We start from the raw sequence: 19,993 nt of genomic DNA on the forward strand, positions 1-19,993 counted from the left end.
ATATCGGAACCATCTTTTAAGTGCTTGATTTTTCAGGGCTTTTTTATTAAACTGTCCATTTTATAGGGTACAGTTCAAACTCTTCCTAGTTTTTTATTATTTTGAGGGATAGGCATAGTGAATTTAATCCTTTCATTGTATATTTTTCTTTTTCTCATGAACAAGCTTTAATTCGGGTTTCCCTTCATCCGGTTTTTGGCTTAAGATAAGCACCATTACAATGACACAAAGGGCCCCTAATAACTGAAAAGATTGAAATGGTACATGTAATATAAGTACAGAAGAAATAATAGCTGCGAGTGGTTCTGTACAACCGAATAATGTCGTTTCTTTCGGGGTTAAGTATCGTATGCTGTCTAAGTATAAATAAAATGCGATGAGTGTCCCGAAAATGATGACAAATGTGATGAGCGGTAAGGTATTTAGTTTTACATATTTCATCGTTGACAATAAAATGAATTCTTTCGTAGTAATAAAGTGTACAATCGTTACACCAATACCCCCAATAATCATGCCCCATCCAACGATAACTGAGGAAGACCATCTATCTAGTAATTCTTTTGAATATAAACTATAAAAAGCAAGAGATAATCCAGATAAAATACCCCAAACGATAGCTGGTGTAGAAACAGCTAAGTTATGAACAGACCCGTTTGTTAGTAAGAGGAAAGTGCCTACTAATGAAAGGACAATTGAAATAAAATCAATTTTTGATGGACGAACGTTCCATTTGAAAAGTAAGTATACAGTAATAAATATAGGAGCTAAATATTGCAATAATGTTGCAACGGCAGCATTTCCTTCTTTAATAGAAGCGAAGTACGTGTATTGTACAGCAAGCATACCGAATAGGCCAAACAATATCATTTTAGTAGCATCAGATCTTTGTTTCCATATGCTGAATATTTCTTTTTTTCTCGTTCCGAATGATGAAATAATGAGCAATATAACGCCCGATATAAGCAATCGAATTGTAACTAACCATTCAGTAGAAACATGTTCATATTGAAAAAGTTGTTGTGCAGCTGTTCCAGATAATCCCCATAAACAAGCACCAATTACAACCATAATGATTCCTTTTAAACGATTTGGATTCATCATGTATTGATTCCTCCTTTCAAAAAATATATCGTATACAATATGCAATATATCACGAAATGAATAAAAAATAAACTGAAAATTCTCACTTGATGTAAAGCTGTTATTCAGATTAAAGAAGTTTGTTAAATAAGAGAACGATAAAATAAAAAGGCTTTCGTTTACGGAAGCCTTTCTATTTTAAATTATGAAGTGTAAGTAAAAGCTGGAATAGGATCAATGAATGTATCCCAGTTTTGTGCCATTTCTTTTTCTGTTAATAGACAATCATCTAATGATTGTTCAATTAAAGAACGGTTCATATCAATTCCGATAAATACGAGTTCGGTTATTCGATCTCCATATCGCTCGTTCCAGCTTTTCAATACCTCGGGTTCTTCTGTAATAATTTGATTTCTTTCAGTTTCAGGTAATGCTGCTATCCATTCACCGGCTCCTTGAATTGTAATAGAGGAACCCGCTTGAGATAGAAGCCCTATCATATTATTACGTGATGCGAGCCAGAAAAAGCCTTTTGCTCTTACGACATCCACAGGCCATTTTTCTAGCCAATTCATAAGGCGTTCAGGATGGAAAGGATATTTACGGCGATACACAAAGGAATTGATGCCATATTCTTCAGTTTCAGGTGTATGATGTTCACTATTTAATTCTTGTATCCAACCCGCCGATTGACTCGCTTCCTCATAATTGAATAAGTTTGTATTCAAAATTTCTTGCAGTGGTACGTTGCTAAATGAAGTTTCAATAATTTTTGCACTAGGATTTAATTTCTTAAGTAAATGATGGAGCTCTCTCACATCTTCTTTTTCTAGTAGGTCTATCTTATTAAGGAGAATTACATTTGCAAACTCAATTTGATCTATTAATAAATCAATAACTTCCCGAGTATCGTTTTCATCAATTGCCTGCTTACGGTCTAATAAACTTTCACCATCTGCAAAATCATCCCAAAATCTATTTGCATCTACAACAGTAACCATCGTATCGAGGCGACAATTTTTTGTTAAGTCAATGTTCAGAACATCGTCTGTATACGTAAACGTTTGGGCAACTGGAATCGGCTCACTTATACCGGAAGATTCAATAACTATATAGTCAATATCACCGTTTTCTACAAGCCGATTCACTTCTATCATTAAATCCTCTCGTAGTGTGCAACAAATACAGCCATTTTGAATTTCTACTAGTTTTTCCTCCGTACGTGAAAAACCACCTTTTTTGATAAGGGATGCATCAATGTTTACTTCGCTCATATCATTAACGATAACAGCTACTTTTAAGTTGTTCTTATTAGTCAAAATATGATGTAGTAAGGTGGTTTTTCCAGCTCCTAAAAAACCACTCAATACAGTGATAGGTACTTTTTTCATGAAATACTCTCTCCTTTAAATCGTAATGATTACGTTTTATATTAAATGATGGAAAAGAAAAAATCAATAATAAATCATAATGGTTACGATTTAAGAATAGGAATAGACTATAAAATTTGTGCTGTAGCAGGAAGCTTTTGGACAAGCACTTGTTTACATATAAGTAAAATGGAGGCGAGAAGGATGGTCTTTAATAGGGTTTCAAAAGAATTAATAGGAATAGCTCTTATTGCTATGTTTCTCTTTTTATTATTTTTTGTAGATTTTACAAGTTTAGCAAATTTGCATAAAAGTATGCCAAAAGAATGGTTGAATGTGAATACGGTGTTTTTAAGTATTATATTTGAAGCAATACCATTTATTTTATTAGGGGTAATTGTTTCTTCTCTCATTCAAGTGTTTGTGACAGAAGATATGATTCAAAAAGTAATGCCGAAATCTCCAATTGTTGCAATGGTTCCAGCAGTATTTGTTGGAATTCTTTTTCCAATGTGTGAATGTGTCATTATACCAATTGTAAGAAGGCTCATTCAAAAGGGGTTACCACTTCATGTGGGCATTGTTATTTTACTAAGTGCACCTATTATGAATCCAGTTGTTCTTTTATCTACTGTATATGCGTTTCAAAAAAATGATTACATTGTATATGCACGCTTTGGGGTAACAATTCTTGTTGCTCTATTCATAGGTTTAATTGTGTATTATCGCTATCGCGAAAGAAATGTTTTAAAAGACGTAGAGGTGTCAGTTCAAAAAAACAAAAAAAAGAGTTGGAAAGATGTTATGAATCACACTGTAGATGAGTTTTTTGATACTGGTAAGTATTTACTGATTGGTGCTTTTTTAGCAAGTGTATTTCAAACATTTTTTGATCGGAATGTACTGGATGCAGTAGCACATAACGAAGTAATTGCCCCAATTATTATGATGGGATTTGGTTATGTTTTATCCATTTGCTCTGCGGCCGATTCGTTTATAGCGGCATCTTTTGGACATGTTTTCTCTGTAAAAGCACTTCTCGCATTTCTTGTGTTTGGGCCTATGCTCGATATGAAAAATACGTTCATGTTGTTTGCATATTTTCAAAAGAGATTTGTATTCTTTTTGATTGGAATTATTATTTTATCGGTGTACACAATCGTGCAAATTACAACGTTATAGGAGATGAGAAACGTGGAGGGAAAGGAACAGAAGGCCTATCATCGCTATATTCGTGGCATTATTTTAATTGGTTTAGCAATGCTCTTATTTAAACTATTTGTAACCGGGAATATTTATAATTTTATCGCTCCAAAAATGATTAAATTTACGTATATAGCTTTTGTAGTAATTTTACTTCTTGGTTCATTACAAGTTTGGGGAGATGAGAGAGAGGAACAAGATGATTGTAATTGTTGTGTGCATCATAGGGAATTGAAGTTAGGGTTAAAAAGATATTTTGTATATGTTTTATTTGTTGTTCTAATTATTAGTGCTTTTTTATTTGGAGGTGTAACAATTGATGGAAGTTTAGCAGGAAAAAGGGGTATGAATCAAAGTGTACAGGCGATAAGTGTGGAAAAGAACGAAAAAGAGGGAATACAGGCAAATTCTAATGGGAAAGAACAAGATGAAACTTCGAATTTAAAAGTGACTGATCAAGCGGAAGAACAATTAGCAAAAAGTATGTTAGGACAACGAAAGATACAAGTAGAGGATAAGGATTATGTTCAAACAATGAGTATAATTGGTCAAGATGTAAAAGGGTTTAAAGGGAAGGAAATTACATTCTCAGGGTTTATATATAATGATAAGGATGTGACAGGTGATAAAGCGGTAGTGGCGCGATACGGCATAACTTGTTGTATTGCGGATGCATCAGTCTGGGGGATGATTGTTGCAGGGGAAAACGTAAAAAAGCTCCCACAGGAAACATGGGTGAAAATAACAGGTTTGTTGGACGAAACGACATATAAAGGAGCACTATTTCCGCTTGTAAAAGTAAGTAAAGTAGAGAAAATCAATACGCCTATAGATCCGTATGTATACGATGGTTTACCACAATGAAAAAGAACTAATTCTTCATATTTTCATGAAATAGACTCATAATTGCGGTAACAAAAAAATAAAGATAAGAGTAATTTGGTTTGTTAAAAATATGGGTAGAAGGAGATATGCGATGAGCTGGGTTACTCATAAACCAACATTTGAATTTGATAACTATAACCATTTTATTCGGGCAAATACGGCGTGGATTGGGCATTTAGACTTTGCATATGATTTAGTAAGGTTTGAAAAGCCGGAAGTATTAGTCGAGTTAGGTACACATTTAGGAGCTTCTTTTTTCAGTTTTTGTCAAGGGGTAAAGGATGGGGGATTGGCTACAAAATGTTTTGCTGTAGATACTTGGACGGGAGATGAGCATACAGGTCCATATGGAGAAGGCGTTTATCAAATCGTAGAGAAAGTCGTAAATACGAGTTATCCCAATATAGGTAATTTAATTCGTTCTACTTTCGATGAGGCCGTTGATCAATTTCAAGATGGAACGATAAACTTGTTGCATATTGATGGCTATCATACGTATGAAGCAGTTTCTCATGATTATAAAACATGGTTACCGAAACTTGCGAATAACGGTATTGTGTTATTTCATGATATTGAGGTGAAAGATCGAAACTTCGGCGTGTATAAGTTTTGGGATGAAGTCACAGCAAAGCACCCTCATTTTCAGTTCCAGCATTCATATGGACTCGGCGTATTATTTCCGAAAGGTTGTAGCGATAAGTTTGTGGAAATACTTAAAAATAAAGAAGAAATACAAAATATGTATAAATAAAAGTGGAGCATGCATCATTTGAATGATGCATGCTTTTTTGTGTGGGGAATAATGATATTCCTTTAAACGGTGAGGATAATAGTAAAAAGTTTGATGGTGGCAAATATTAAAAAAGTTACTCTTTGATTGTTAAATATAAAAAATGTAACATTTTTTATATTTTCCATTGCGAAAAGTAGCATCTACTTTTACAATAGAAAAGGTGTCCAATATATTATACTGGAAAAATAAATCGAAATAATATGAAAATTTTGTTTTGTCTTCGCTAATTGTATATTACATACATGTAAGACGACACACGTCATGTTATCGACTTGTAAGGAGAGAAAAAAATGAAAAGTGTAAGATTACCATCGATGCTAGAAATCATAGTTCTTTTATTACTATTTCTTGCTGTTGTCTTTTCCTTCCAAACGATTTTTGATCTCCCAATTCAATTAGCGCTATTTATTTCATGGTTTTTAGTAATTGCGCTTGGATTAAGATTAGGATTTCGTTATCAAGAATTGCAAGATGCAATTACGAAAGGGATTTCTAACGGATTAGAAGCAATACTGATTTTAGTTGCAGTAGGTGCTTTAATTGGAACATGGATTGCTGGTGGCGTTGTACCAACATTAATCTATTATGGATTAGAATTTATTCACCCTAGCATATTCCTATTAGCAACATTAATTATTTGTTCGATCACTTCTATCGCGACAGGAACATCATGGGGAACAGTTGGAACAGCAGGTATTGCTATGATGGCGATTGGTGAAGGGCTTGGTTTACCACTTCCACTTGTTGCTGGTGCAGTTCTTTCAGGAGCTTATTTCGGCGACAAATTATCACCACTTTCTGATAGTACTGTTCTGGCAGCTTCTATGGCGAAAGTAGATGTTATTGCTCACGTTCGAGCTATGCTCGTATTAGATGTTCCGGCTTACATTATTACTAGTATTATGTTTACTGTAGCTGGTTGGATGTATGGCGGAGATAACGTAGATTTAAATCGAGTAGAGTTTTTAAAAGAAGCTTTATTAAAGCAATTTGATATTAAAATATGGATGCTTGTTCCAGCGGTCATTGTTATTGTTCTATTAGCACTAAAGAGACCGTCTATGCCAACAATTGCAATGGGAGCTTTAATTGGTGCAATTTGGGCAACTCTTTTCCAAGGAATGAACTTTGGAGATGCCATTGGAACAGCGTATAATGGATTCTCAATTCAATCTGGTGTTGAATTTGTGGACAAGTTATTAAACCGTGGTGGAATTAACGGTATGCTTGGATCAGTAGCCGTTATTATTTTCGGTTTAGGATTTGGTGGACTACTTGAAAAACTAGGTGTTTTAAAAGTAATCGTATCAAAATTTGAGAAGAAATTAAATTCTGCAGGTAATGTAACATTGTCTACATTAATCGTGGCATTCTTAGCGAATATATTTGGTTGTGCAATGTACGTATCATTAATTTTAACACCGAAAATTATGGAAGAAAGCTATGATAAATTAAAAATAGACCGACGTGTATTAGCACGTAACTCAGAAGTAGGTGGAACGTTAACTTCAGGTATGGTTCCATGGTCTGATAATGGTATTTTTATGGCTGGTATTTTAGGTGTAGCAACGTTCTCATACGTTCCGTTTATGTGGTTAAGCTTCGTATCGTTAATTTTAGCAGTTATTTACGGATATACAGGCAAATTTATTTGGTATGTTGATGATGCTGAAAAAGGAAAAGAAGCATCATAAATAAAAAATCACCTTCTACGTGTTGTAGAAGGTGATTTTTTATTTTGTAATAGGAGTTGAAGAAGTTATCTCAACCTCATATTTAGCAATTTTTTGTCGTATCTTTTTCTGCTAATTGACGAACAAGTTCATATCCAATTCCTTTATTTGCACCTGTTATGAAAGCATATTTTTTCGTATTGAATTCCTCCAGTAGTGTTATAGTAGGTTACAAAGGAAAGGGTACAGCCTAAACTTAAGTTTAGGCCAAGAGGAATTTTTAAAAATAAGTATAGAATATCTACATATATGAGTGAGAATTCTTATCGTTTAAGAGAAAGTCTGTTATTATAAGAAATGTAGGTATTTTATTTTCAAGGGGATGAAAAAATGGAGTACAGAATTGAAAGAGATACAATAGGAGAAATTAAAGTTCCAGCTGATAAATTATGGGCAGCACAAACACAACGTAGTAAAGAAAACTTTCCGATTGGCACAGAGCAAATGCCGCTTGAAATTGTAAAAGCATTTGCCATTTTAAAGAAGAGTGCAGCACTTACTAATAAAAAATTAGGAAAGTTATCAGAAGAAAAAGCAGAAGCAATTGTGACAGCAGCTGACGAAGTGATTGTAGGGAAATGGAATGAACATTTTCCACTTGTCGTATGGCAAACAGGTAGTGGTACTCAGTCAAACATGAATGTGAATGAAGTAATTGCAAACCGAGGGAATCAAATTTTGAAAGAGAAGGGATCTGACGTACATATTCATCCGAATGATGATGTGAACATGTCTCAAAGTTCAAATGATACTTTCCCAACTGCGCTTCATGTAGCATGTGTACTCGCAGTAGAAAATCACGTGTTACCAGCAATTACGAAATTAAAAGAAACGTTAGCAGAAAAAGTAACTGCATTTGAACATATTATAAAAATTGGTCGTACACATTTACAAGATGCGACACCGTTAACATTAGGACAAGAAATTAGTGGATGGCACCGTATGCTTGAAAAAACAGAGCGTATGATTGCAGAGAGCAATACATATATGAAAGAGCTTGCGATTGGTGGTACTGCAGTTGGAACAGGTATAAACGCCCATCCTAAATTTGGTGAGATGGTATCTGAAGAAATTAGCCAATTTACAGGTAAGCAATTTATTTCTGCACCAAATAAATTCCATGCATTAACGAGTCATGATGAAGTTGTATATACGCATGGGGCATTAAAAGCATTAGCAGCGGATTTAATGAAGATCGCTAACGATGTGCGCTGGCTGGCAAGTGGTCCACGTAGTGGGCTAGGAGAAATTATTATTCCAGCAAATGAGCCAGGAAGCTCTATTATGCCAGGAAAAGTAAATCCAACGCAAAGTGAAGCGTTAACGATGGTTGTAGCACAAGTGATGGGAAATGACGCAACAATCGGATTTGCAGCGAGCCAAGGCAATTTTGAGTTAAATGTATTTAAACCTGTTATTGCATATAACTTCTTACAATCTGCTCACTTATTAGCAGATGCAATTGTTTCATTTAATGATAATTGTGCAGTTGGTATTGAAGCAGATGAAGAAGTCATTAAAGAGAATGTGAATCGTTCATTAATGCTTGTTACAGCATTAAACCCGCATATCGGATATGAAAATGCAGCGAAAATTGCGAAGCATGCTCATAAAGAAGGGCTAACTTTAAAAGAAGCAGCGCTGCAATCTGGACTACTAACAGAAGAACAATTTGATGAAATTGTCGATCCGAAAAAAATGATTGCTCCGAAAGAGTAATAAAAACGCCAAGATTCTTCGTTTAGAATCTTGGTTTTTTTTATTACTGTAAGTGCCAAAATATATTATTTGTTAGCAGACATATTCAATATTTTCATATGTGGGCAGTTTTCTTTTAAAAGTGCAATGAATTTTTCTTCTTCTTGTGGTACGAAAGTTGTCACAGAGTCGAATAAATTATAATGGATTTCTAATTGCTGTCTAGTCCATTTCTTTGAATGAAGTTTTTTACCAGAGTATTTAATGTGGCGAATATCTTCAAAGGGAATTTCAGTACGTAGTATGAAACCATGTTTTACGAAAAGAGATGATTCCGTTACGTTGTAGTGAGAGAAATAGAATGAAGAAAGATTCACGATATTTAGCAGCATCATGAGGGTGAAAAAAATAGAATTTTCATTTTGGAAGAATAGCGAAATGAAAAAAATCATGATAAATAATGTAATAAAAATGACGTGAAATGGATTTTTTTTCGCTTTAAATTTCAAGTTAGTCACCTCGGTATACGTGTACTTTAACTAAATTAAATCATAACATCGTAATAAAACGTGTGAATATGCATAATTGCATATTCACACGTTTTATTATTCATGTAAAATTTCTTGATGGGATAAATTCAAAAGAAGTTTTGTAATAGTGGAGTGGCATGAAGTGACTTACAAGAATAGAAAGATAGCGTTAGTCATAATTAGTTGTATGACGGTTATGGGTAGTTGTGCAAAGAAATTTGTTGAGGATGGAAATCGAAAACATATATTTGTAGAGGTAAGTAAGGTTTTAGTAGAGACTGTAAATAGAATATATAAAAAGTAAAAGGTGTTTTCTTATATGGAAACACCTTTTTTGTAGTTAAAATTGAATGTATTTTCTCCAAATGACCATATTCACTAATCGCATATGTATTTTTAGCGATTTGCTTAATAGTAAACCAAGAGTCTTGTAGAATATTCATCTTCTATTTCACATCCTATAAAATGAATTTACATAAACATATTCGCTTTTCATTGGTTAAAACCTTTTAGTAGACGTTTTTATAAAAGTTTATAAAATAGGTAAACGAAATATTGAAAAGTTTGTTTTGATTATGTTAAGATGATGAAGTGATAATAAACGTTATTGATATTTGTCTATTTTAAAACAAACATTTTAAAGGAGTGTTTAGTATGAGTGATATTTCAGAGAAGTTTTGGGATGCCTCAGTTGAGGAGTTGAAGAAAGGGTATGTATTTGAAGCGGAAGCAGAGGAATATATTTGTTTAGCGTGTGGAGAAGCGTTTATTAAGGGTGTTATTTATCAAGATAATCAAGTTTTGTATGAAGCAGAGAAGTTTGTACAATTGCATGTGCAAAACGAACATACGTCGATGTTTGATTATTTATTAAATCTAGATAAGAAGTATACAGGTTTAACTGATTTGCAAAAGAAGATGGTTCAGTTTTTCCATATGGGGCTGAATGATAAAGAGATTGTGAAAGAGATGGATGGCGGAAGTACTTCAACCATCCGCAATCATCGGTTTACCCTTCGAGAGAAAATGAAGCAAGCGAAAGTGTTTTTGGCGTTAATGGAACTGTCAGAAGAAAAATCAAAAGTACAAACAAAATTTGTACCCATTCATAGAACAGCAACGATGGTAGATGATCGTTACAATATTACAGAAGAAGAAAATGATGAGGTGTTAAAAACGCATTTTACAGAGGGATTAGATGGACCGCTTTCTAAATTTCCAAAAAAGCAAAAGCGTAAATTAATTATATTACGTCATTTAGTGACGAAGTTTGATAGTAATAAAAAGTACACTGAAAAAGAAGTAAATGCTATTATAGAAAGCGTATATCCGGATTTTGTAACTTTGAGAAGATATTTAATCGAATACGGGTTTTTAGATAGAACAGCTGATGGAAGCCAATATTGGGTGAAGTTATAATAACATAGGAAAGAATATGAATAGAAGCACACCATTACAACAAATATACAAAAAGATGGAAGTTGAAAAACAGATTTTTAATAAAAGGAGAAATGAAATTTGAAACCACCTACAAATAACAATAAAGAAGGTGCGGAGTCACATAAGTTAGAAAGTGAGAGTAAACCGATTTGGAAATCGATGTCCATGTTTTTAGTACCGTTACTATTAAGTAATGTACTACAATCAGTTGGACAATTATTCGGTATGGTAGTAGTAGGAAGATGGCTTGGAGTGAATGATTTAGCGGCCATATCGGCATTCTTCCCATTATTTTTCTTACTTGTTTCATTCGTAATTGGTATTGGTTCAGGGAGTTCCATTTTAATTGGTCAGGCGTTTGGGGCAAAAAACGAAGATCGTTTAAAAGCGATTGTTGGTACGACGCTAACATTTACCTTTATTATTGGAGTTGTGTTAGCGATAGTAGGTAGTATTTTTGCAATGGATATTATGCGCCTTATGGGGACGCCAGAAAATATTATTGAAATAAGTGTACATTATGCACGTATTTTATTTATATCGATGCCAATCTTATTTTTATATTTCGCATACACAACGTTTATGAGAGGTACAGGAGATTCTAAAACGCCATTTTACTTTTTAATTGTAAGTACAGCGCTAAATATGATCTTATTACCAATCCTTATTTTTGGATGGTTAGGTGCTCCAAAATTAGATGTGTATGGAGCAGCCTATGCTTCTGTTATATCTACAGTTATTACGTTTATTGTCATGTTAGTGTATTTAAAGAAGAAAAATCACCCGCTACAATTAGATAGTACGGTAAGGAAATATCTTCGAATGGATTGGGGTTTATTAAAGTTATTACTACGACTCGGTATTCCAGCAAGTGTTAATATGATATTAGTTTCATTATCAGAAATTGCGGTAATCGCGTTTGTAAATCGTTACGGTTCGGATGCAACAGCAGCTTATGGCGTTGTGAACCAAGTTGCAAGTTATGTACAAATGCCAGCCGTTAGTCTTGGTATTACAGTCTCCATTTTTGCTGCACAATCAATTGGTGCGAATCAATTTGATCGATTGCAGAAAGTTGTGAAGGCCGGAATTATTATGAACTACGTCATCGGTGGTGTGCTAATATCACTCATTTACTTGTTCTCAAGAGACATTCTAGCACTATTTTTAACGAGTCAAACTACAATTGAAATTGCTCATAGCCTAGTTATGATCACATTATGGAGTTATTTAATTTTCGGTCATGCGCAAATTATTAGTGCGACAATGCGAGCAAGCGGTACAGTATTATGGCCAACTGTTATTGGCGTCGTATCAATTTGGCTTGTTGAAGTACCTGTAGCGTATTACCTTTCTTACCATACAAGTCTTGGCATAGAAGGAATATGGATTGGATACCCAGCAGCATTTATTGTCAGCTTAATACTACAATATGCATATTATAAGCTTTCATGGCAGAAGAAACGAATTACACGATTAGTGAGTTAAACACAAAAAATGTCCCTAAGTTATTATACTTAGGGACATTTTTTATAAGTGCAGATTTACAAATAGCTTTTTAAAGTAATATCAAAATGTTGTCTAATGAGTTTATTATCACTCATATAAAATTCCCACGCTTTTTCTGGTTCACCGATAATTTCAAAAGATTCTTCTGTAATATATAAGGCGCAATTATCTTCTAGTGCAATGCCTTCTATATTACCTTGATGATTTTGTAAAAAGGAATGGAAGGCGTTCATTCTATTTAATTGATTATAATGTGGACAAAACCTTTTGTTCACAATGCCCCAGCCGTTACTCTCTATATAACCAGAACCTTCATAATTTGAGCGGATACTAGATGTGAACCAACACATAGCACCAGCGCTACACCCTGCAATGAGCGTTCCTTGCTGCAGAGCCAATAGTAATTTTTCATCGAGCTTATGTTCTTTCCATTCTGTAATCATTTGAATATAGTTCCCGCCACCGAGATAAATTAAATCAGCAGACTGAATCATTTCGTCTATTTCATATTTAGAAGGTGTATCGGCTATAATACGTAAAATTTGTACGTCACAGTGTAATTGTTTTTCGAATGTGTCTAAAAATAATTTTATATAGCTTTCATCATCATGACTAGCTGTAGGAATGAATAATACTTTCGGATACTGTTTATTTGTTAATTCTATAAGTCGCTCATTAATAGGCGAGTGATTTGAATCTTGTAAATCACCGCCACCAATGACAGCTAATTTCATAGTAAAGCACCACCTAATCATTTTCGTTATATAAAAATTCGATAGAAGAGAGTTACATTCCTTCTCTTACGTAATGAATAAGTAGAAAATGGGGTTTAAATATATTGGAATAATAAAGGTGATAGTGGCTATATAGGAAAATGAATTAGAAACAGTTTATCCCGCAATAACGGGCAGTAAGAACCGCATCTCAAAATTCAGCGGAAGCAAAGAAGTTAGGCGGGGGATGAACAAAACCCCTACTGATTAAAGTTTCACCTTATTGTTATATAATGCTTCTTACTATTGTTTCAAAATATGGAAACAATATGTTTAAATAGATATAACGAAGCATGAATTCATATTGAATGAGTGCCTATCCTTTAAAAAAGAACTGAAAATAATAGAGATTTTACAAATGAGTTTTTACTTTTAATAGGAAGTTGTATTACAATATGGTAAAATTATTTCAATATATTTATTTAATATAAAAATACAAAGAGGGAGCGTGAAAAAAGTGGATTTTCGATTTGAATTTACAACGAAGGTGAAAGAATACTTGGATGATGAGAAGGATGAAAAAATAATAAAAGATGGACATAGAGATATCATTTTTCAATATTTATATCCACTAGAGAGTGAAATTGGTATTTATAAAAATCCTAACTTTACTTTTTTTGCATCAGGAAGACGCTCGCATATCGTATTAGAAAACATTGAATTTAAAACAGAGGTAAATGTAAAAAGTAACATCATTGAAATTACAAAAATAGTGGATAATGTCGTTATCCCGTTAGATACTATCGTAGCGAAAGATCGGGAATTGTTTGCACTAGGGCGCAATGAGAAGTTTAGTGTGCAAATATTAGAGCAGTATCTGTTTGAAACATTTGGAGAAAAGTTAGGTTTACAGTGAATGGGATTTGGGAGTGAATTTTAGTGTATAGCACTCATAATTGACCTTTTATTTCATTTATACTACAATTCGTAGTGTGAAAGGAGCTATACGATGTTTACTCAAAACTATAAGCTAAATGAACAAGGGTTAAACCATTTCTTTGGACCGCTTGAAGCAAAGATTATGGAGATTGTTTGGTCTAGTGAGGGTATTACGATTAAAGAAGTACAGCAGAAATTAAGCGAAGAATCACCTGTGAATTTTAATACTGTTATGACAGTTATGAACAGGTTAGTAGAGAAATTACACTTAGAAAAACAGACTGTAAAAAGAAGTGGCATATATCGTGCTGTACAAACAAAAGATGAATTCTTATCCAATCAAACGAAGAAAATGACACAGGAATTGATGGGGGAATTTGGTGATTTAGTTGTAAATCATATGCTAGATGAATTAGAGCAAGTTGATCCGACTTTAATAAAAAAGTTAGAAGATAAATTGAGTCAGTTAAAAAAAGAGGATTAATGAAATGAAATGGCAAATGCGTAAAATCGTATTGTTAGCAGTCATTGTTAGTTCCCTCTTTTTTAGTATGTTAGTGTATTACGTTACATATCCATTTCTGTTTCAAAATAAGGCGTTCTTTCTTTCGAATTTTTGCTTGTTTCAGTTAGAAAAACATATGAAAGAATTATCATTCATTCGTATTATAATCGCTGGATTTCTACTACTTACTGTGTTTATTGTTTGCAAAAGAATGTGGCGACAATTTTTTGATACTAAAAGATTACAAAAAGTACTTATTCCCTTCGTTCGAAAAGGAAAACAAATATATATATTGCCGACTGCGGAAGTTGCGGCATTTACAATTGGGTTATTTCGTCCGAAAGTTGTCGTGTCAGAAGGGATGCTTCAAACATTTTCAGCTGAAGAAATGGATGCGATTATTTTTCATGAAGAATATCATCAAAACAATCGAGACCCATTAAAATTATTTTGTTTTACGTTATTAGCAGAAGGAATGATATACATCCCGATATTAAAAGGGCTATTGCAGCGCTATCATGTGTATCAAGAGTTAGCTGCAGATAAGTATGCAATGCGGAAAATGAAATCTAAATTCGAGTTAGGAAGCGCATTATTAAAATTAATTAAAATAAAGACAATGGAAAATCGATGTGTTACAGCTTCATTTGCAAAAACAGCAATAAATTTACGAATTGAGCAAGTGTTACATGAAAAAGTTGTTAAGCTCAATATGCCGTTACATACGAATTCGGTATATGTAACAGTAGGTTTATTTTGTATGTCGGTTGTACTGATTGTCGGAGAGTGCATATAGCCTCTTTTTTTTAAGTATTAACACTACTTTATGTAGTGTGTTTAGGAGGAAGAAAAGTGAAGAAACTAATTGTGATTATACTAGCCGGAGCACTAATTTGGGCCGGAGTGAACTTTTATAATACAAAGAAAGAAGAAAAGGAAAGAAAAGAAAAACAAGCGGAGTTACAAAAAACAGAAGTATTACCACAAGTAGGATTTAAAGCACCAAACATAACGTTAAAAGGACTAGACGGGAAGTTGTATTCGTTACATGATGCAAAGGGAAAACCGTATCTTATTAATTTTTGGGCATCATGGTGTGGTCCATGTGAAATGGAGGCACCTGACTTAGTTCGTATGTATGATAAATATAAAAAGGATGTTGAAATCTTTGCGGTAAATGCAACAATCGGAGATCCAGTGCAAGAAGCGAGCGCTTTTGCGGATCGTCACGGATTTAAGTTTCCTGTTTTACTAGATATGGACGGAGTAGCTGGATTAGACTATAAAGTATTTTCTTTACCAACGACGTTTTTTGTTAATAAAGATGGCATTATCGTAGAGCAAGTACGAGGCGTATTACCTCCAGATCAATTAGAAGAGAAATTTAAGAAATTAATTGAGAGTTAAAGAGGGGATTTTGTATTAATGGAGTGGATCGTGAGGTTACAACCCGTATCTCTTATAATTGGAAGTCTATTTGGATTTATGTTGATGAAACGAAAGATGAAGAACGAAAGTGTACCATATGAAAAAATGATGGATGCAGTAACAAATGCTTTTCTTATCATCGTATTTTTATGGAAATTTGCACCGGCAATTTTAAATCCAGTATGGGCTATTAGGTCGCCACTGCAAGCATTATTAGCTATAGGAAGTATGAAACATATTATAGTAGGATGCATAATTGCAAGTGTATACATTGTTTGGAAAAGTAAAAAGGAGCAATTTTCACTTCGCATTTTACTTGATACATTGCCTATTGGACTATGTATGAGTATTGTTTTCTATTTTCTATTTCACCACAAAATAGGTGTACAAACGACATTGCCTTGGGGTGTGAAAATATATGAATCTAAATTTTTATATCATCCTATATTCGTATACGAGATTATCCTGGCTCTTTGTATAGTGAGCTTGTTATGGATGAAAAATGAAAGGCTCGGAAATGGAAAGAATATAAGTGTTTTTCTAATTATTGAGGGGTTTGCTCATATTATTATTTCACTTGTTAGTGAACAGAATTCGGTTTTATTTGGTTTATCGATGCAGCAAATACTCAGTTTTTGTGTTTTTAGTTTAGGGATTTTGTTCGTGCCGAAAAAATAAAAATAGCCATGTATGGAGGAATCCGCACGTGGCTATTTTTATTACATCTATTAAAAAATCGGTGGAGTAACAGAAAATAAGACAATCGCATTTTTTTCAAATTGATTTACCCATTTATGTTTTAAATAAGCGGGTATTTTTACGCTATCACCAGTTTCTAATATGTATTCTTCCTCATTTAAATATAATGTGATTTTCCCATCTAATACAAATGCTAATTCTTCTCCTTTATGTTCTAGTACATTTTCTGATGAAGCTGTATTCGGCGGGACAGTCATAATCGCTGTTGCTAAATTTCCTGTGAAATCAGGTGATAGCATTTCATATGATAAATTATCGATAATCATTTTTTTACGTTTATGAGAGCGTACAATTAAATCGTCTGTATTTGTATCTTCAAGTAAAAAGCTAAATGTTGGAACATCAAGCGCTTTAGCGAGAACTTTTAATGTTTGGATAGAAGGGTTAGCAGATCCGCGTTCAATTTGACTTAACATAGATGGTGTAATATCGGCCATCTTTGCTAGTTCTTTACTCGTTAAACCTTTTTCCTTTCTTTGTTTTTCAATTTTTTTACCAATATCTATATTTTCCATAATGAAAATCTCCTTGCTAATTATTAAATTATATTTAAATAAATTAAATTAAAATTAACTAAAGTGAATAATTTATGTTAAACTATATTAAAATTAATTTAATTATAATTTATTAAATTGTAAGCTACAAGGTGATAAGGAGGAAGAGGAATGAAGGAAATAGAGAAATTAAAAGAGGAATATCCACTCTTAAATAAATTAATCGCAACAGAAGAAGTGTTTTGGGTGAATCCGAATATGGAAAAGTATGAAACGGCAATAAAAGATTCGCCACTGAATGAAGAGAATGTAAAAGATGCGGAAGAGAGGTTAAAGCGTTTTGCACCATATATTGCGAAAGTTTTTCCTGAAACGAAAGAGACTAACGGCATAATTGAATCACCTTTAGTGAAAATCCCTTCAATGAAACAAGCTTTAGAGAAAAATTATGAGCAACCTATTTTAGGAGAATTATTATTAAAATGTGATAGTCATCTTCCGATATCAGGGTCAATTAAAGCTAGGGGCGGCATTTATGAAGTGTTGAAGCATGCTGAACAATTAGCGTTGCAGTATGGTATGTTAACAGAAGAAGATGATTATTCCATTTTAGATAGTGATACATGTAGAGAGTTTTTTGCCACGTATTCTATCGCAGTCGGTTCAACAGGAAATTTAGGGCTAAGCATTGGGATTATGAGTGCGAAACTAGGTTTTAACGTAACGGTTCATATGTCAGCAGATGCGAAACAATGGAAAAAAGATTTATTAAGAAGTAAAGGTGTAAATGTTATTGAATATGAAGCTGATTACAGTAAAGCTGTAGAAGAAGGAAGAAGGCAAGCAGATGCAGATCCTAGCTGTTATTTTGTAGATGATGAAAACTCACATGATTTATTTTTAGGATACGCAGTAGCAGCCTCGCGTTTACAAAAACAATTAGAAGAGTTAGAGATTGTAGTGGATGAAGAACATCCTTTATTCGTTTATCTACCATGCGGAGTAGGGGGCGGACCTGGCGGAGTCGCATTTGGTTTAAAGTTATTGTATAAAGACAACGTACACTGTTTCTTTGCCGAGCCTACGCATTCTCCATGCATGTTACTCGGTTTAATGACAGGACTTCATGATAAAATTGCCGTTCAAGATATCGGGATTGATAATGTAACAGACGCGGACGGACTAGCGGTAGGAAGACCGTCTGGATTTGTCGGTAAAACGATAGAACCATTTTTGAGTGGAAATTACACAGTAAGTGATGAAGAGTTATATAGATTATTAAAAGAACTAGCTGATACGGAAAATATTTATTTAGAGCCTTCTGCATTAGCTGGTATGATAGGACCAGTGAAAGTATGTACAGAAGATGAGTATTTACAAAAACAACAGTTAACAGAGAAGATGAAGAAAGGTACTCATATTGTGTGGGGAACGGGAGGTAGTATGGTTCCAGAAGATGTGATGAATGGGTATTATAAGAAAGGTTTAGAATTAATACTGTAAGGAAAATGAGGCTAGTTATAGTCTCATTTTTTCATGTACATAAAAATCTTTGTTATTTTCACATATGTTCTTTATAGTATAGATATAAAGGATTACTAAGATCGAATAAATATAACAAAAAAGCTTTATTTTACATAATAAGAGGATGTGTATACGATGTCATTACAGACTAAATATATAGCGGGTATTTCGCTTGGGGTTATGGGGGTAGGTTTTGCGGCTTCTATTCCTTTTCAAGGGTCGATAGCTGGTGAGATTATTCAAGGTGGATTTGAAGCTGGGTTAGTTGGTGGACTTGCGGATTGGTTCGCAGTTACAGCTTTATTCCGTCATCCGATGGGAATTCCAATTCCGCATACAGCTTTGTTACCGAAAAACCGTAAACGAGTAACGAAAGGGCTCATCAATACGTTAGAAAATGAGTGGCTAACGAAAGAAAGTATTACGAATAAAGTAAAAGAAATGCAACTAGCACAAATGGTGCTGCAAATTGCAGAGAGAGAAATGCAGTCTAATGCTGTGAAAAAAGGGATTGTAACGATTGCTGAGAAGGCGATTGTTTCAATAGATACGGAAAAATTAGCGGTTATTATTGAAAAAGAATTAAAAACGTATTTGCATACAATGAATACAAGTAACATCTTACAAGTGCTTGTTGATCAATTAGTTGTGCAAGAATATGATGAGAAGACACTGGATTATATTTTAGTAAAAGTAAAAGATTGGACAGCGCAAGATGAAGCACGCTATCAGCTCGGAAGTTTAGGGATGAAGGCGATGGAAAATATAAAAGTAGATGGATTTTTACAGTTTACATTGAAGTCGTTTATGAATATTGTAGATGAAGATAAAATTGGCGGCATTTTGCAGAAATTCATTATTAGCAATATTAACAGCTTACAAGATGCGGATAATAGCACGAGACAGCTTATATTAGCAAAAATTCGTCAAGAAATTATAAATGTAAAAGAAAATGAAGCGTTACTACAAGAATTAGAAAATTGGAAAGAAAAATGGATTTCAAATTGGAATGCTACTGACAAAATTAAAGAGATGTTGGAACAAGCGCAGCAAAAAGCAGTTGCCTTTGTAAACAATGAAGAATTTGCGGATAAGTATGTTATTCCATTTTTGCAAAAACAAATGAATAAAATAAAAGATGACGAAGTGACTGTTCAAAAAATAGAAGATTGGTTACAAAAACAAGTTGTGAAGCTTGTTGAGAATAACCATTCGAAAATCGGAAAGCTAGTGCAAGAAAATCTTGATAAGTTAGATGATAAAACGTTAATTGAAATGATTGAAAATAACGTCGGTAAAGATTTACAATGGATCCGAGTAAACGGAGCTGTTTGCGGATTTATGATTGGCTTAGTGTTAGAGGGAATTAAAGCGATTATATGAGAAAAAC

20 protein-coding genes are annotated in these 19,993 nt (G+C 33.7%); 15 read left to right on the top strand and 5 right to left on the bottom strand.

The window, feature by feature from the left end:
- Positions 1–132 precede the first annotated feature (132 nt).
- Both PDK19_RS16140 and PDK19_RS16145 read right to left on the bottom strand, forming a co-directional pair.
- A complete protein-coding gene (locus PDK19_RS16140) occupies positions 133–1,101 on the bottom strand; it encodes a DMT family transporter (protein WP_000981813.1) in 969 nt (322 codons plus the stop codon).
- Positions 1,102–1,283: 182 nt separating this feature from the next.
- On the bottom strand, positions 1,284–2,471 hold the full coding sequence (locus PDK19_RS16145; RefSeq protein WP_000757655.1) for a GTP-binding protein: 1,188 nt from the start codon (positions 2,469–2,471) through the stop codon (positions 1,284–1,286).
- A gap of 183 nt (positions 2,472–2,654) precedes the next feature.
- Between PDK19_RS16145 and PDK19_RS16150 the strand changes: the two genes are divergently transcribed.
- From PDK19_RS16150 to fumC, 5 genes are all read left to right on the top strand, one after another.
- Positions 2,655–3,632: a permease gene (locus PDK19_RS16150; protein ID WP_000231711.1), complete on the top strand. Its 978-nt coding sequence runs from the start codon at positions 2,655–2,657 to the stop codon at positions 3,630–3,632.
- A 12-nt stretch (positions 3,633–3,644) separates the two neighbouring features.
- Positions 3,645–4,517: a TIGR03943 family putative permease subunit gene (locus tag PDK19_RS16155; RefSeq protein ID WP_270707585.1), complete on the top strand. Its 873-nt coding sequence runs from the start codon at positions 3,645–3,647 to the stop codon at positions 4,515–4,517.
- Between the two features lie 112 nt (positions 4,518–4,629).
- Positions 4,630–5,289 carry a class I SAM-dependent methyltransferase gene (locus PDK19_RS16160; protein WP_074615382.1) on the top strand — a complete coding sequence of 220 codons (660 nt, stop codon included), beginning with the start codon at positions 4,630–4,632 and terminating at the stop codon, positions 5,287–5,289.
- Between the two features lie 332 nt (positions 5,290–5,621).
- Positions 5,622–7,025, top strand: coding sequence for a Na+/H+ antiporter NhaC (gene nhaC, locus PDK19_RS16165; RefSeq protein ID WP_000843989.1), 1,404 nt, complete (start codon positions 5,622–5,624; stop codon positions 7,023–7,025).
- Between the two features lie 369 nt (positions 7,026–7,394).
- Positions 7,395–8,783 (top strand): class II fumarate hydratase, encoded by a 1,389-nt coding sequence (fumC, locus tag PDK19_RS16170; protein WP_000456602.1) that lies wholly within the window; start codon positions 7,395–7,397, stop codon positions 8,781–8,783.
- A 65-nt stretch (positions 8,784–8,848) separates the two neighbouring features.
- On the opposite strand, the gene PDK19_RS16175 is transcribed toward fumC, so the two are convergent.
- The gene (locus PDK19_RS16175; protein WP_000669080.1) at positions 8,849–9,271 is read right to left on the bottom strand and encodes a PH domain-containing protein; all 423 of its coding nucleotides are present in this window, start codon (positions 9,269–9,271) and stop codon (positions 8,849–8,851) included.
- Positions 9,272–9,434: 163 nt separating this feature from the next.
- Between PDK19_RS16175 and PDK19_RS16180 the strand changes: the two genes are divergently transcribed.
- The 3 genes from PDK19_RS16180 (at position 9,435) to PDK19_RS16190 (ending at position 12,220) form a co-directional block, all read left to right on the top strand.
- Positions 9,435–9,596: a hypothetical protein gene (locus PDK19_RS16180; protein ID WP_033678361.1), complete on the top strand. Its 162-nt coding sequence runs from the start codon at positions 9,435–9,437 to the stop codon at positions 9,594–9,596.
- A gap of 350 nt (positions 9,597–9,946) precedes the next feature.
- Positions 9,947–10,711 carry a DUF2087 domain-containing protein gene (locus PDK19_RS16185; protein ID WP_014893866.1) on the top strand — a complete coding sequence of 255 codons (765 nt, stop codon included), beginning with the start codon at positions 9,947–9,949 and terminating at the stop codon, positions 10,709–10,711.
- A gap of 99 nt (positions 10,712–10,810) precedes the next feature.
- Complete coding sequence (locus PDK19_RS16190; RefSeq protein ID WP_000804169.1) at positions 10,811–12,220, top strand: MATE family efflux transporter; 1,410 nt, start codon at positions 10,811–10,813, stop codon at positions 12,218–12,220.
- A gap of 56 nt (positions 12,221–12,276) precedes the next feature.
- Here the strand turns inward: PDK19_RS16190 and PDK19_RS16195 are convergent, their stop codons facing one another.
- The gene (locus tag PDK19_RS16195; protein ID WP_000762134.1) at positions 12,277–12,975 is read right to left on the bottom strand and encodes a peptidase E; all 699 of its coding nucleotides are present in this window, start codon (positions 12,973–12,975) and stop codon (positions 12,277–12,279) included.
- Between the two features lie 496 nt (positions 12,976–13,471).
- Here PDK19_RS16195 and PDK19_RS16200 point away from each other — a divergent pair, with 496 nt between their 5' ends.
- The 5 genes from PDK19_RS16200 to PDK19_RS16220 all read left to right on the top strand — a co-directional run bounded on the left by PDK19_RS16200 (position 13,472) and on the right by PDK19_RS16220 (position 16,504).
- Positions 13,472–13,870: a DUF3942 family protein gene (locus tag PDK19_RS16200; protein ID WP_014893865.1), complete on the top strand. Its 399-nt coding sequence runs from the start codon at positions 13,472–13,474 to the stop codon at positions 13,868–13,870.
- A gap of 93 nt (positions 13,871–13,963) precedes the next feature.
- Positions 13,964–14,377 carry a BlaI/MecI/CopY family transcriptional regulator gene (locus PDK19_RS16205; RefSeq protein WP_000495064.1) on the top strand — a complete coding sequence of 138 codons (414 nt, stop codon included), beginning with the start codon at positions 13,964–13,966 and terminating at the stop codon, positions 14,375–14,377.
- Positions 14,378–14,381: 4 nt separating this feature from the next.
- Positions 14,382–15,194 (top strand): M56 family metallopeptidase, encoded by an 813-nt coding sequence (locus PDK19_RS16210; protein WP_014893864.1) that lies wholly within the window; start codon positions 14,382–14,384, stop codon positions 15,192–15,194.
- A gap of 56 nt (positions 15,195–15,250) precedes the next feature.
- On the top strand, positions 15,251–15,805 hold the full coding sequence (locus tag PDK19_RS16215) for a TlpA family protein disulfide reductase (protein ID WP_000734019.1): 555 nt from the start codon (positions 15,251–15,253) through the stop codon (positions 15,803–15,805).
- Between the two features lie 18 nt (positions 15,806–15,823).
- Positions 15,824–16,504: a prolipoprotein diacylglyceryl transferase family protein gene (locus PDK19_RS16220; protein ID WP_074567979.1), complete on the top strand. Its 681-nt coding sequence runs from the start codon at positions 15,824–15,826 to the stop codon at positions 16,502–16,504.
- A 50-nt stretch (positions 16,505–16,554) separates the two neighbouring features.
- Here PDK19_RS16220 and PDK19_RS16225 read toward each other — a convergent pair whose 3' ends face one another.
- On the bottom strand, positions 16,555–17,100 hold the full coding sequence (locus tag PDK19_RS16225) for a helix-turn-helix domain-containing protein (RefSeq protein WP_074567980.1): 546 nt from the start codon (positions 17,098–17,100) through the stop codon (positions 16,555–16,557).
- A gap of 150 nt (positions 17,101–17,250) precedes the next feature.
- Here PDK19_RS16225 and dsdA point away from each other — a divergent pair, with 150 nt between their 5' ends.
- Positions 17,251–18,582 (top strand): D-serine ammonia-lyase, encoded by a 1,332-nt coding sequence (gene dsdA, locus PDK19_RS16230; RefSeq protein WP_000658345.1) that lies wholly within the window; start codon positions 17,251–17,253, stop codon positions 18,580–18,582.
- Positions 18,583–18,738: 156 nt separating this feature from the next.
- Positions 18,739–19,986 carry a DUF445 domain-containing protein gene (locus tag PDK19_RS16235; RefSeq protein ID WP_014893863.1) on the top strand — a complete coding sequence of 416 codons (1,248 nt, stop codon included), beginning with the start codon at positions 18,739–18,741 and terminating at the stop codon, positions 19,984–19,986.
- Positions 19,987–19,993 lie beyond the last annotated feature (7 nt).

Origin of the sequence: Bacillus cereus group sp. BcHK124, from assembly GCF_027712065.1 — a bacterium.
Classification (GTDB): domain Bacteria; phylum Bacillota; class Bacilli; order Bacillales; family Bacillaceae_G; genus Bacillus_A; species Bacillus_A pacificus.